Genomic DNA, 13,774 nt, shown 5'->3' with positions numbered 1-13,774 from the left:
ATCTAATTAGAAATGAATAAAAATCAATCATTGTTTCAAAAAGATATGATACAACAAGCGTTGAAACAATCTTTTGTGAAATTGAATCCTAAAATAATGTTTCTAAATCCTATTATGTTTACGGTAGAGATTGGAACATTTATAATGCTGTTGGTTTCCTTATGGACTTTAACTGGAGAAACATCTCAAGGAAGTTTTGGGTATAATTTTACAGTTTTCCTTATACTACTTCTTACTTTACTTTTTGCAAATTTTGCAGAAGCAATTGCAGAAGCACGAGGAAAAGCACAGGCTGATAGTTTACGTAAAACAAGAGAAGAAACTCCTGCGAAAAAAATAGCCGAAATTGGTAAAGTGTATTCAAATGAAATACAATTAGTATCTTCATCTGAATTGAAAAAAGGCGATTTGTTTTTTTGTGAAACAGGTGATATAATCCCTGCTGATGGGGAGATAGTTGAAGGGCTTGCAACAATTGATGAAAGTGCTATAACGGGTGAATCTGCTCCTGTTATTAGAGAAGCTGGTGGAGATAAAAGTTCAGTAACTGGAGGTACAAAAGTTTTATCCGATAGAATCCAAGTAAGAGTTACTACCGAACCTGGAGAAAGTTTTTTAGATAAAATGATTGCTTTAGTAGAAGGAGCTTCACGACAAAAAACTCCTAATGAAATTGCATTAACTATTTTACTAGCGGGTTTTACTTTAGTCTTTATCATTGTTACTGTTACCTTAAAACCCTTTGCAGATTATGCTAATGCACCTATAACCATTGCTTCTTTTATAGCCTTGTTTGTATGTCTTATCCCTACAACTATTGGAGGGTTACTTTCTGCCATTGGTATTGCTGGAATGGACAGGGCGTTGCGAGCTAATGTAATTACAAAAAGTGGAAAAGCTGTAGAAACAGCTGGAGATATAGATGTTTTATTACTAGATAAAACAGGAACTATCACTATTGGTAACAGAAAAGCAACGCATTTTTATCCTGCTAATGGTATAGATGAAAAACAATTAATGAGATCGGCTGTTTTAAGTTCTTTAAGCGACGATACACCTGAAGGTAAATCCATCATTGAGTTAGCTGGAGAAAGTGCATTAAATTTTCGTCCCCAAAACCCAACATTTGTAAAATTCTCTGCCGAAACTAGAAGTTCAGGAATAAATTATGATAATACACGCATTAGAAAAGGGGCTACAGATGCTATTAAAAATATTGTAGAAAAGACTGGAAATGTTTTCCCTAAAGAAATTGACGAAAAAGTAAAAGATATTTCAAATAATGGCGGAACGCCATTGGTTGTTTCGGAAAACGAAAATGTTTTAGGAGTTATAGAATTACAAGATATTATAAAGCCTGGTATACAAGAACGATTTGAACGTTTACGAAAAATGGGGATTAAAACAGTTATGGTAACTGGTGATAACCCATTAACTGCTAAATTTATTGCTGAAAAAGCAGGTGTTGATGATTTTATAGCAGAAGCTAAACCCGAAGATAAAATGAACTACATCAAAAAAGAACAAGCGGAAGGAAGACTGGTTGCCATGATGGGTGATGGAACCAATGATGCACCAGCTCTAGCGCAAGCCGATGTCGGTGTGGCAATGAATAGCGGAACACAAGCAGCAAAAGAAGCTGGAAATATGGTTGATTTAGACAATGATCCTACAAAACTTATTGAAGTTGTTGAAATTGGAAAGCAGTTATTAATGACAAGAGGAACTTTAACAACATTTAGCATTGCAAATGACGTTGCGAAATACTTTGCTATCATTCCTGCTTTGTTTATTACAGCAATTCCCGCTCTTCAAGGATTAAATATTATGAATCTTCATAGTCCTGAAAGCGCTATATTATCAGCAGTTATTTTTAATGCCATTGTTATCCCATTACTAATTCCTTTAGCATTAAAAGGGGTTGCTTATAAACCAATTGGTGCTAGCGCATTATTGAGAAGAAATTTATTCATTTACGGTTTTGGAGGTGTGTTAGTTCCGTTTATTGGTATCAAACTAATTGACCTTATCGTTACATTATTCATTTAAAATTTAAAACAATGAAAAAAAATATTATCCCAGCAATTCGATTAACTCTGGTTTGTTTGGTTTTCTTTTGTGGTATTTACATCCTTGCCGTTTGGGCAGTTGCTCAATTGGCTCCTGGAAATGGAAAAGGATTCACAATTTCAGACAATGGCAAGACATATCATGTTAATGTGGCACAAAGTTTCACACAAGACAACTATTTTTGGTCTCGACCATCAGCTGTAGATTATGATGCTGCAGGTTCTGGAGGAAGCAACCTTGGTCCTACTAACCCAGATTATTTAAAAGAAGTAGAAGAGCGTATTCAACATTTTCTAAAACATAATCCAGATATTGATAAAGCAGACATTCCCTCTGACATAGTTACTGCCAGCGGTAGTGGTTTAGACCCTCATATTTCTGTGCAAGCGGCAAGAATCCAAATTAAAAGAATTGCCAAAGTACGTAATATTGAGGAAGAACGATTAAACGAATTAGTTGAAAAAAATATAGAAAAGCCTCTTTTCGGATTATTTGGAACAGAAAAAATTAATGTATTAAAACTCAATATTGCATTAAACAATTTAAAATAAATAAACCTTTAAATTTTATAAAAACAAAATGAAAAAAATTTTTACAGCTTCAATTTTAGCAATTGGAAGCATCATAAATGTAACTGCACAAGAAGAAGTTACAGAAACAAAAAAACCGTTAACAATAAGTGGTTATGCTGAAGTATATTACCAATACGATGCAAATCGCCCACTAAATAATACACGCCCAAATTTTGTTTACAGCCATAATAGAAATAATGAAGTGAGTTTAAATTTGGGTTTAATTAAAGCAAACTATGAGAAAGATAAGCTTAGAGCTAATCTTGCCTTTGGTGTTGGTTCTTATATGAATGCAAATTATGCAGCAGAAGAAGGAGTCCTAAAAAATATTTTTGAAGCTAATGTAGGTGTAAAACTTTCTCAAAAACACAACCTTTGGCTAGATGCAGGAATCATGCCTTCGCATATTGGTTTTGAAAGTGCTATTGGTGCAGATTGTTTTACCCTTACCAGAAGTATGTTAGCCGATAATTCTCCTTATTTTGAAACTGGTGCAAAATTATCATACAGTACAACAAATGAAAAATGGAGTATGGCATTTTTAGTTTTAAATGGTTGGCAAAGAATACAAAGAATTGATGGTAATACAACCCCTGCTTTTGGGCATCAACTTACGTATAAACCATCTGATAAAGTTACGTTAAACAGTAGCTCATTTATTGGCAATGATCAGCCAGATGCAAATCGTTTGATGCGCTATTTTCATAATTTATATGGTCAATTTGAATGTAACGACAACTTTGCTTTAATTGCTGGGTTTGATATTGGAGCTCAACAGAAAACAAAAGGAAGTAGTGATTACAATACTTGGTATGCTCCTGTTCTGATTGCTAAGTACAATGTGTCTGACAAATTAAGTTTTTCTGCTAGAGGTGAATATTATCAAGATAAAGCAGGTGTAATTATTGCTACTGATACAGAAAATGGCTTTAAAACTTTTGGATTCTCTCTAAACTCAGATTACAAAATTTTGCCTAATTTAGTTTGGCGTACTGAAATAAAAAATCTGAATAGTAAAGATGCTATCTTCTTAAATCAAAATGAAACAACTGCTCAAAACAGTTTTATTGCAGTGACAGCTTTAGCCGTTTCGTTTTAATATTTTTTTAAAATAAAATTAAATAAGTACCTAAATTAATTTTTAGGTACTTTTATGGTATAATCAACTATGGAAGAGCAAAAAAAATCTGCAGAACAATTTTTAGAATTGATTAAAAAATCCAGACGAGGAAAATTTAAAGTATATATAGGAATGAGTGCTGGAGTGGGAAAATCCTATCGTATGCTTCAAGAAGCACATTCACTACTCAAAAGTGGTATTGATGTTAAAATTGGTTATATAGAAACACATAACCGAAAAGAAACACATGATTTATTAGAAGGCTTACCTATTATACCTAGAAGAAAAATTTACTACAAAGGAAAAGAATTAGAAGAAATGGATGTTCAAGCTATTATTAGCTTACGTCCAGAAGTTGTTATTGTTGATGAATTAGCGCATACAAATGTTGAAGGCAGTAAAAATGAAAAAAGATGGCAAGATGTATTTGAAATTTTAGATGCTGGAATTAATGTAATTTCTGCAATTAATATACAACATATAGAAAGTTTAAATGAAGAAATTAAAAACATTACTAACATAGAGGTAAAAGAAAGAGTTCCTGATAATGTTTTAGCACAAGCAGATGAAGTTGTAAATATTGATTTAACCTCAGACGAGTTAATAACAAGATTAAAAGAAGGAAAAATATATTCATCCGATAAGATCGTTACTGCTTTATCAAATTTCTTTCAGGAAGATAATATTCTACAATTAAGAGAATTAGCATTAAGAGAAGTTGCCTCGCAGGTAAATAGAAAAGTAGAAACCGAAATCATTAAACCGCATACAATAAAACACGAACGATTTCTAGCATGTATAAGCAGTAATGAAAAAACGGCAAAAACAGTAATTAGAAAATCAGCACGTTTAGCTAATTATTATCACAGCAAATGGTATGTTTTATATGTTCAAACACCTGCTGAGGATGCGAATAAAATTCCTCTCGACAAACAACGTCATTTAATAAATCATTTTAAACTAGCTACTGAATTAGGTGCTGAAATAATAAAAGTTCAAGACAAATCAATTACCAGTGCTATTTTGCAACAAGTAGAAGAACGAAAAATTACAACTGTTTGTGTAGGAAGACCTCATTTTAATTTATGGAAAATCATTCTTTCTACTAATACATTTAATACGCTTTTAAAAAAATTATCCACAAATAGTATTGATCTAATAATCTTATCTTAATTCTAAAATTCAATTGAAATGAAAATCAAAACAAAACTTATTTCTGGTGTTGGGTTATTATTCACGATTATACTTCTTTTATCTGTGATAAGTATCTTTTTTATATATAAATTGAAGAATGACACAAAGAATATTTTAGTGGCTAATTATAACACGCTTGAATATTCAAGAAATATGATTTCATCACTTGAATTAATTAACGAAGGAGATAATACATTTTCAGAATTTGAAAAAAATCTAATTAAACAGCAAGAAAACATAACAGAGATTGGCGAAAAAAAATTAACCGATAAAATTACCATTCAATTTTATGAACTAAAAACAAACCCAAAAAATTCTAAACTCAAGTCATCAATTAGAAAAAATATTACAGAAGTCATGAGTTTAAATATGAAGGCTATTGAAAGGAAAAGTGATACTGCAAATAAAACTGCTGAAACAGCAATTATGATAATTTCAATAATGGGTGCTATTTGTTTTTTAACCGCATTTATATTACTAATTAATCTACCCGGAAACATTGCAAACCCAATAAAAGAATTAACAGAAAGTATTAAGCAAATTGCTAATCAAAATTATAAAGAACGTGTTAAGTTTGAAAAAAACAACGAGTTTGGTGAATTAGCTAAATCATTCAATACAATGGCTGAAAAACTAGAAGAGTATTCTGAAAGTAAATTAGACAAGATTATTAAAAGTAAAAAAAGAATAGAAGCTTTAATTAATAATATGCACGATCCTGTAATTGGATTAGATGAAAACAAGACTGTGTTATTTGCTAATAATGAAGCATTAAAAATAGCTGGATTAAAACTCGAAAATTTATTAGGAAAACCAATTCAGGATATAGCAATTTATAATGATTTAATTAGAGATTTATGTCAAGATATAGTTTTACCGCAAAAGAATCAAACGAATAAGAATACCATTAAAATATTTGCGGATAACAAAGAAAGCTATTTTGAAAAAGAAATTGTAGAAATTAACATTACGCCCACGGGAGAAAATAAATCACAATTTATTGGACAAGTAATAATGCTTAAAAACATAACTCTATTCAAAGAATTAGATTTTGCAAAAACAAATTTCATTGCTACTGTTTCTCATGAATTTAAAACCCCTATTGCTTCAATTCAAATGAGTTTAGATTTATTAAAAAACAATCAAATAGGAATGCTAAATGAAGAACAGTTACATCTGATAAATAGTATAGATGATGATTCAAAACGATTGTTAAAAATTACTGGTGAATTGCTAAATATGACGCAATTAGAAAGTGGTAAAATTCAATTAAAGAAAAGTTTTATAAATCCAGTAGAAATAGTCAATTATGCAATAGATGCAAATAAAATTCAAGCGGAACAAAAAAACATTCAGTTAGTAACAGATTACGCTGATAATTTACCTCAAATAGAAGCAGATTTAGAAAAAACCGTATGGGTAGTTACAAATTTAATTTCAAATGCAATTCGGTATTCATATGAAAATTCAAAAATTAACATTAGTATCGCTGTTTCTAACAATCAAATCATTTTTTCTGTACAAGATAGCGGTCAAGGAATTCCAAATGAATATAAAGAAAAAGTTTTTAATCGTTATTTTAGAGTTCCTGGCACGAAAAAAGGAGGCACTGGTTTGGGTCTAGCAATTAGTAAAGAATTTATTGAAGCACAGGGAGGCACCATTTCGGTTGAAAGTGAATTAGGTTTAGGAAGTACATTTATTGTAAAGTTTACGGTTTAATAGAAAGTATCTATTACAAATGAATTTAAAAGTTAATCAACTTATTGCTAACTTATATGAACAACTAAACTTCATAGATTTAGAAATTGACAATCCTATTTCAAAATCGGAAAAAGCAATAGAAATAATATTAATAGCTATTGCAAATGTAAAAAAGGTTGTTACAAAAATAGGTTTTAAATCTAATGCTGAGGAAATCCATTTTTTTAAAGATATCAAACCTCAATTCACTTCTAAACTCATTTATTACAATATGGTTTATAAAATTGAAATGAAAAGACCAAATGGTGGTAATCGAGTTTTAAAAAAATACTACAATAATGAACTACAAAAGTTAAAAGCTTATTTTGACAACGAATTAGATTTCTACAAATATTATCGTTCAGGTAGTTCTTATTTAGATTATAAATATTTCCTAAGAGGAAAGTACGACATAAAATTGGCATTAGATAGTTATTATTTTGAAACCGATAGTTCGTTTTCAACTTCTCATGATTTTAAAGTGGCTAGAATTCTAGCTAACGATTTAATACAATTATACCTCGAAGACCAATTAATTATGATAGATAATAAAGAACTTGGGGATAAATCACAACGCAAACCCAACATGAAATTGATGTGGACAGGTTCAAAAGTAGCGTTAATTGAATTAATGTATGCCTTGCATACCGAAGGAGTTTTTAATAATGGTGCTGCTGATTTAAAAGATATTGCCAATTATTTTGAATATACTTTTGATATCGACTTAGGACAATACCGTCGTGTTTTCCTTGAAATTAGAGCCAGAAAGAGCGAAAAATCAAAATTCATTACTACTTTAAATGAAGCTTTATTAAAACGTATGGAAAAATCAGATGAAGCCATTTAAACAAAAATCGTTCACAACACGAACTCCGTTGTGAAATAAAACAAACCAAACTTCACAAATTTGTGCCATAACAATCTAAAATATACGTTATGGCTATCGAAGTTATTACTCGTGAAGACTTAAACGAATTCAGAAGTCTTCTTTTGAAAGATTTAAAAGAAATCATTCAATCCAAACCGCAACAAACAAAACAGTGGCTCAAATCCAATGAAGTCCGTAAACTGTTAAACATCTCTCCAGGAACACTCCAAAACCTCCGCATCAACGGAACACTTTCCTATACCAAAATAGGCGGCATCATGTATTACAACAATACTGATATTGAAAAATTATTAAATGGAAACAAAGTAAATGCTTTGCCTACTCTGTTCAAGTAAAGTCATTGCGAGGAACGAAGCAATCTTTTCTAATCACTTTTCACTAATTACTAATCACTAGTAAATGAACTACATCAAACACCTAACAGGTTTTTTCATTCGCATAGCAGCTGAAGAAACCATATACCCCACACATATAAGCCTGTATCTCGCTTTATTTCAAAGTTGGAACGTCAATCGGTTCAAAAACCCAATTGCCATCTCTAGAGATGAAATGATGAAAGCAAGCCGAATAGCTTCAAAAGCGACCTATCATAAGTGCATTAAAGAACTGCAAAATTTAGGATTTATAGAGTACATACCATCGTATAATCCCTATTCAGGTTCTGAAGTGATTTTACACGATTTGTCAGATAGAAAAGCTGTTTTTAAAACACAAACCAGTTCAATTATTGACCAAACCCAACCAATAAATAACCAAGCTAATGGTAACGCTACTGAACAAGTCAATGAACCCAATATATATAATAAGAAGAAAACATCTAAAAACAATAAAAACATATCTATAAATAGCAATTCCAAAATTTTAAAGGATGAAGATTTTTTAGAAATTCAGAGAAAAGAAAAAAGTTCCGCAAAAAAAGAAAAAGAAAATACCAATTGTCACACTGAGCTTTTCGAAGTGTCTCGCAATGAAAAATCAACTCCATCAATCGAACAAGTCAAAGACTATTTCAAACAAGAAGAATTCTCAGAATTTGAAGCTGAACGATTTTACAATTATTACACCAGTAACGGTTGGCTTATTGGCGGAAAAACCAAAATGATAGACTGGCATGCAGCAGCTCGTAATTGGATATTAAACACAGCCAAATTCACAATCAATCTCCCACAAAATCCAAAAATAAAAGAACAACCACGAGCCAAACAATTACAAGTTACCGAAGACAAAAACTATGCAGAACCATTGTGACAACCTTGTCATCCTGAACTTGTTTCAGGATCTACTCTTATTACAAACCATCTGTAAACTGTAAACCGTCAACTTTTAACTATGACTTCACAATACAATTATCCAGAAATCCTAACATGGTTAGAACAAAAAGCAAAACAAGATTACGGTTCTAATTTCCATTTCATTGAAGAAGATATGCAGAATATTAAGAAGCTTGTGGCCTATTTCTTAAAAGATGAACTAACGGCAGCTGAATTCGGTTTAGACTTGTCAAAAGGTATTCTACTATCTGGACCAGTAGGTTCAGGTAAAACAACCTTAATGACCATAATGAAATACATCACTCAAAAAGAAAACAAATTCTACATGCGAACTTGTCGAGATGTAAGTTTTGAATTCATTAAAGAAGGCTACGAAATAATTCACAAGTATAGTCGTGGAAGTTATTCCCAAACAGATTGTAAAAATTATTGTTTTGACGATTTAGGAGTAGAAAGCAATTTAAAATACTATGGCAACGAATGTAATGTTATGGCAGAAATTATCCTATCACGATATGATCTATTCATTTCAAAAAAAGTCATAACCCATATTACTACAAATCTTTCAGCTTCAGAAATCGAAACCATGTACGGCAACCGAGTTCGTTCAAGATTACGAGCCATGCTCAACCTCATCGCTTTTGATAAATCCTCACTAGACAAACGCTAACAAAACAGTACAACAATGAGAAAAATAAACATCTTTTGGAATTGGTTCCAGGACAACAACCAAACTATCAAAAACCTCAACAACGAAACACTAATAAATCAAAAGCAAATCTGCTATTGGTTAGCCAAACAATTAGGTTATTACTCCAAAGATTTAGATTTTATGATAGTCTTTCCAAAAAAAGAAAACCAAAAAGCAGAATTAATCATTACAGCAAACGGTAATCCGGATTACTTCAATCAAGTCATTGAATTAATTAATAATGCACCAGTACTAAAACATTGGAAATTTACAGCATTCATTCAACCTACTGCCAAAATTGACGAAATCATGAATGGTTTAGACGAACCCTACGTTTTTCAAAAAATAACAATTAAAACAAGCGAAATCAAATTCCTACCATTAAACTACGATGCTAAAATCAAAAAGCTTGATATAATCATTTACCTAAAACACTACACCATCAATTGCAATACAAAAACATGGCAACAAATAATCTACATCATCCTTCAAGATCTATTGGGTGAAAAGTCTTTATATCAAAATATAAACTTTGTCCAATTAGCACAACTTTCGAATAATAATGAAGAATTAATCGAATTGTATGAATTGCAGTTTTATATCGATACGATTAACAAAACAGATATTTCATAGTTAAATAATCAGGATTGTCTTTATTTTACATCTTCAACCTAATTTGAACAAAGTGTGAGTTTGAATTATGATAAAGAGTGTGATTTATTATTGATTTTTTTGTTATATTTTTGAGCAATTGTTTTCTTTTAAAACTTTAAAAGTTATTCAATCGAATTAGTTTAATAATTAAATTCATGAAAAAACATACTACAAAATTAACATCAAAAAGTATTGAAGGTAGTGGATTACCATCCGATTATAAGAAAGCTATAGCCGAATATATATGGAATGGTTTTGATGCTGGAGCAACTACAATAAATATTAATTTCTTAGGTAATTCTATTGGAACTTTGGAAAATTTTTCGATTTCTGATGATGGTTCTGGTATTAGTTTTGAAAATATATCAGACACTTTCGGAAATTTTATGGTTTCATTAAAAGCCAATTCATTTTCAGAAACGGGATTTGTAAAAGGGAAAAAAGGTAAAGGGAGATATTCTTTCTCAACTTTTTGTAATAAGGCAACATGGAATACAATTTTTAAATCTAAAGAAGGTAAGTATTTAGAATATAACATTCAAATTAAAAAAGAAAGTAGCCAAGATTTTGAAACATTTGAGAGAACAATTTCTAATCAACAAAGAACTGGTACTACAGTAATTTTTGAAGACTTTAGTGAAATTTATAGCGATTTATTAGATAACGAAGATTTCGAAAAGTTTTTAGCAAATGAGTTTGGATGGTTCCTGTATTTAAATAAAGAAAGAGATTTTAAAATACTTATCAATAATAATTCTTTAGACTATTTCTCTGTTATTGATGATACAGATGAAAAAAATATACCAATAGGAGATTATAATTTTAAGGTAAGTTATATTAGATGGAAAGAAAAAATTGGTGACAAGTACTATTATTATTTCTTAGATGACGAGAAAAAGCAGGTGTTTAGAAAACATACTTCATTTAACAACAAAGCAGTAGACTTTCACCATTCTTTGTACATTGAATCTAGCTATTTTGACAGTTTTAATATAACAAAAGAAGATAACCCTACATTTGACTTTTCAGGAAAAAATCAAACAGATATTACGTTTAGGAATCTTATCGAGTTACTAAATGAATTTGTTTCAGAAAAAGAAAAATTATTCATTAGAAATTCAAAAGCAAATGAGTTAATTGATAATTACAATAAAAGCAAGGTGTTTCCAGCTTTTAAAAATAATTCTTATGACAATTTAAGAAAAATTGATTTAGAAAATGTGATCAAAGAATTATATAGTTTACAACCAAAAATTTTTCAAAGTTTAACTACAACTCAAAGTAAAACAATTATTGGATTTTTAAATTTGTTACTCGACACTGATCAAAGAGAAAGTGTATTGTCTATTGTTGAAAATGTTGTAAAACTCACTGATGAAGAAAGAGATGAATTAGCCAAAACTTTAAAGAAGACAAACTTATCCCATATTAATGCCCTTATAAAACTATTAGAAAATAGATTCAATGTTGTTGAAATTTTAAAAACATTAATCTATGATTTAGAAAAATTCACAAATGAGAGAGAACATATTCAAAAAGTTATAGAGGATAACTATTGGTTATTTGGAGAACAATTTCATCTAGTTTCTGCGGATAAAAACTTTGAAGTGTTACTAAACAATTATTATGCTCATCTTGAAATAAATAATAAAAAGCCCGAAACAATTGATACTAAGGAGAAGCTTAAACGTCCAGATATTTTTATTAGTAGAAAATCAGATATTCCAGATGCCACAAATAATGATTTAACAATTGAAGAAAATATTATAGTTGAATTAAAAAGGCCTTCAGTTGTTATAGGTTCAGAACAGTTTCAACAAGTTGAAAGATATTTAAGATTTATTATTGAGGAAGAACGTTTTAATAGCTTAAGAAGAAATTGGAAATTTATTTTAGTAGGTAAAAAAGTAGATGATTATATTATTGATTTATATGAAAACCAAAAAAATAAAGGACAAAAATATTTAGTTCAATCAATTAGAAATTACGAAATATATGCAATGACTTGGGATGATTTATTTATGTTGTTCAAAATAAAACACAAACACTTAATTAATAAATTAGAATTCAAATCTGCCGTAATCGAAAACTTAGAAGCAAAAGGAATAAATTTAAATAAAGATGCTTCAAATGAATTAACAGAAATTGCCACGAACGGTCAATTAAATTAAACTTTTAATTAGCTCTAAAAATTCACAATGAATAATAAATATGATTTTTATATAGATGAAAGTTGTCATTTAGAACACGACAAAATTCCGGTAATGTGTATTGGTTACATCAAAGTACCAATGAATGAGTATAATGAATTACAAAATGAATTCAATCAAATTCTAGCAAAATATAATCAAAATTCAGAGTTAAAATGGAATAAATTTTCAAATGCTAGAATTGAATTATATAAAGAATTGGTCGATTACTTTTTTAGATCATCATTACAATTTCGTTGTGTTTTAGTCAAATACAAAGAGCGTTTAAATCATATCGATTATAATCAAGGTTCCCATGATAATTTCTATTACAAAATGACCTATTATCTATTACATCCAAACAATAACAATGGAGATGAATATAGGGTTTTTATTGATATCCAAAATACTCGTGGTAGAGAAAAACTAAAAAAAATTAAAGAGATTTTTAATTCTGAATATAAAGGTAATAGTCCATTCAAACATTTCCAGCATTTACATTCTCACGACAATAATTTCTTTCAATTAGCTGATTTTTTTATTGGAGCTATAACTTATAAAACGAGAGTTGTAATGAATAATATTGTAAATCCAACTAAGAACAGAATGGATTTCATTAAATATTTAGAGTTAAAATCAGGATTTAATCTAGAGGAAGGTACACCACCATGGGAATCTAAATTTAATATTTTTGATCATCAACCTAAAATAAAGCTATAATGGATTTATTAAATTTAGATGATCATATTCCTAATTTAGGTATTGACCCATCAGATGAACATTTAGAAGAGCTTTATCAACTATTTAAATCTGATTTTATTGATAATGAATTTTACTTTGATGGTTGTAAAGTTATCATAGATATTAGAAACTCTAAGGAAGAAGGCTACGAAAAATATCCACATACTTTTGTAAAAATTATAACTAGAGGTGTGAAAGGTAAGAGATGTTTTGATAAGAAAAGGGCAAATAAAATCCATTGGATAAAACCAATCTTAGATAATAAAGATAGTGAAGATGTAACCTGTTTTCAATTTTTAGAAGCAGATGGTAAAATAAGAGATTATTTTTGGTTTAAAGAAGGAGGGTTTATAGTTGTCATGGAAAAAATAACACCAGACTATGTAATAGTTACGTGTTTTCATATTGATGATGATAAGAATCAAAAATATTATAATGACAAATATGAAAAAAGGGTAAAATAAAAATGCCACAACTAAGGTGTTGTGGCCGACCAGGTCCTTTTCCCTAGGGAAATGACTCTGCAAATATATCAACTCTTATAACAAAAAACAAGTTTTATATAAAAAATGTATCTATAGCAAACTACAAATAGTATTTTCATTAGACTAAACAACAAAAAATATGCCATAAAAAGCAC

General features: G+C 29.7%; 13 protein-coding genes. All 13 read left to right on the top strand.

Annotated features, from left to right (window positions below):
* Positions 1–12 precede the first annotated feature (12 nt).
* The 13 genes from kdpB (at position 13) to P3875_RS00550 (ending at position 13,598) form a co-directional block, all read left to right on the top strand.
* A complete protein-coding gene (kdpB, locus tag P3875_RS00610) occupies positions 13–2,049 on the top strand; it encodes a potassium-transporting ATPase subunit KdpB (protein WP_303444331.1) in 2,037 nt (678 codons plus the stop codon).
* 11 nt (positions 2,050–2,060) lie between these two features.
* Positions 2,061–2,621, top strand: a complete 561-nt coding sequence (locus P3875_RS00605; RefSeq protein ID WP_303444330.1) for a K(+)-transporting ATPase subunit C — start codon at positions 2,061–2,063, stop codon at positions 2,619–2,621.
* A 28-nt stretch (positions 2,622–2,649) separates the two neighbouring features.
* Positions 2,650–3,741, top strand: a complete 1,092-nt coding sequence (locus P3875_RS00600; RefSeq protein ID WP_303444329.1) for a porin — start codon at positions 2,650–2,652, stop codon at positions 3,739–3,741.
* Positions 3,742–3,810: 69 nt separating this feature from the next.
* A complete protein-coding gene (locus tag P3875_RS00595) occupies positions 3,811–4,935 on the top strand; it encodes a sensor protein KdpD (protein ID WP_303444328.1) in 1,125 nt (374 codons plus the stop codon).
* A gap of 18 nt (positions 4,936–4,953) precedes the next feature.
* On the top strand, positions 4,954–6,678 hold the full coding sequence (locus P3875_RS00590; RefSeq protein WP_303444327.1) for an ATP-binding protein: 1,725 nt from the start codon (positions 4,954–4,956) through the stop codon (positions 6,676–6,678).
* Between the two features lie 19 nt (positions 6,679–6,697).
* Positions 6,698–7,546: an RteC domain-containing protein gene (locus P3875_RS00585; RefSeq protein ID WP_303444326.1), complete on the top strand. Its 849-nt coding sequence runs from the start codon at positions 6,698–6,700 to the stop codon at positions 7,544–7,546.
* An 89-nt stretch (positions 7,547–7,635) separates the two neighbouring features.
* Entirely contained in the window at positions 7,636–7,923 is a 288-nt protein-coding gene (locus P3875_RS00580) for a helix-turn-helix domain-containing protein (protein WP_303444325.1), read from the top strand.
* Positions 7,924–7,987: 64 nt separating this feature from the next.
* A complete protein-coding gene (locus P3875_RS00575) occupies positions 7,988–8,836 on the top strand; it encodes a transcriptional regulator (protein ID WP_303444324.1) in 849 nt (282 codons plus the stop codon).
* A gap of 81 nt (positions 8,837–8,917) precedes the next feature.
* The gene (locus tag P3875_RS00570; RefSeq protein ID WP_303444323.1) at positions 8,918–9,529 is read left to right on the top strand and encodes an ATPase; all 612 of its coding nucleotides are present in this window, start codon (positions 8,918–8,920) and stop codon (positions 9,527–9,529) included.
* Between the two features lie 15 nt (positions 9,530–9,544).
* Positions 9,545–10,183, top strand: coding sequence for a hypothetical protein (locus tag P3875_RS00565; protein WP_303444322.1), 639 nt, complete (start codon positions 9,545–9,547; stop codon positions 10,181–10,183).
* A gap of 176 nt (positions 10,184–10,359) precedes the next feature.
* Complete coding sequence (locus P3875_RS00560) at positions 10,360–12,375, top strand: ATP-binding protein (RefSeq protein ID WP_303444321.1); 2,016 nt, start codon at positions 10,360–10,362, stop codon at positions 12,373–12,375.
* Between the two features lie 27 nt (positions 12,376–12,402).
* Complete coding sequence (locus P3875_RS00555; protein ID WP_303444320.1) at positions 12,403–13,113, top strand: DUF3800 domain-containing protein; 711 nt, start codon at positions 12,403–12,405, stop codon at positions 13,111–13,113.
* A complete protein-coding gene (locus tag P3875_RS00550) occupies positions 13,113–13,598 on the top strand; it encodes a hypothetical protein (protein ID WP_303444319.1) in 486 nt (161 codons plus the stop codon). Before P3875_RS00555 ends, P3875_RS00550 begins: the two co-directional genes overlap by 1 nt.
* Positions 13,599–13,774: the final 176 nt, after the last annotated feature.

The sequence above is a fragment of the Myroides sp. JBRI-B21084 genome (genome assembly GCF_030545015.1).
Taxonomy (GTDB): Bacteria; Bacteroidota; Bacteroidia; order Flavobacteriales; family Flavobacteriaceae; genus Flavobacterium.
Note: the sequence above shows the minus strand (reverse complement) of the source record. Positions and strands in the feature narration are given on the sequence as shown.

Coding starts and splice junctions, on each gene's coding strand:
- kdpB (WP_303444331.1), top strand. CDS start 13: ATGAATAAAAATCAATCATTGTTTCAAAAAGATATGATACAACAAGCG.
- P3875_RS00605 (WP_303444330.1), top strand. CDS start 2,061: ATGAAAAAAAATATTATCCCAGCAATTCGATTAACTCTGGTTTGTTTG.
- P3875_RS00600 (WP_303444329.1), top strand. CDS start 2,650: ATGAAAAAAATTTTTACAGCTTCAATTTTAGCAATTGGAAGCATCATA.
- P3875_RS00595 (WP_303444328.1), top strand. CDS start 3,811: ATGGAAGAGCAAAAAAAATCTGCAGAACAATTTTTAGAATTGATTAAA.
- P3875_RS00590 (WP_303444327.1), top strand. CDS start 4,954: ATGAAAATCAAAACAAAACTTATTTCTGGTGTTGGGTTATTATTCACG.
- P3875_RS00585 (WP_303444326.1), top strand. CDS start 6,698: ATGAATTTAAAAGTTAATCAACTTATTGCTAACTTATATGAACAACTA.
- P3875_RS00580 (WP_303444325.1), top strand. CDS start 7,636: ATGGCTATCGAAGTTATTACTCGTGAAGACTTAAACGAATTCAGAAGT.
- P3875_RS00575 (WP_303444324.1), top strand. CDS start 7,988: ATGAACTACATCAAACACCTAACAGGTTTTTTCATTCGCATAGCAGCT.
- P3875_RS00570 (WP_303444323.1), top strand. CDS start 8,918: ATGACTTCACAATACAATTATCCAGAAATCCTAACATGGTTAGAACAA.
- P3875_RS00565 (WP_303444322.1), top strand. CDS start 9,545: ATGAGAAAAATAAACATCTTTTGGAATTGGTTCCAGGACAACAACCAA.
- P3875_RS00560 (WP_303444321.1), top strand. CDS start 10,360: ATGAAAAAACATACTACAAAATTAACATCAAAAAGTATTGAAGGTAGT.
- P3875_RS00555 (WP_303444320.1), top strand. CDS start 12,403: ATGAATAATAAATATGATTTTTATATAGATGAAAGTTGTCATTTAGAA.
- P3875_RS00550 (WP_303444319.1), top strand. CDS start 13,113: ATGGATTTATTAAATTTAGATGATCATATTCCTAATTTAGGTATTGAC.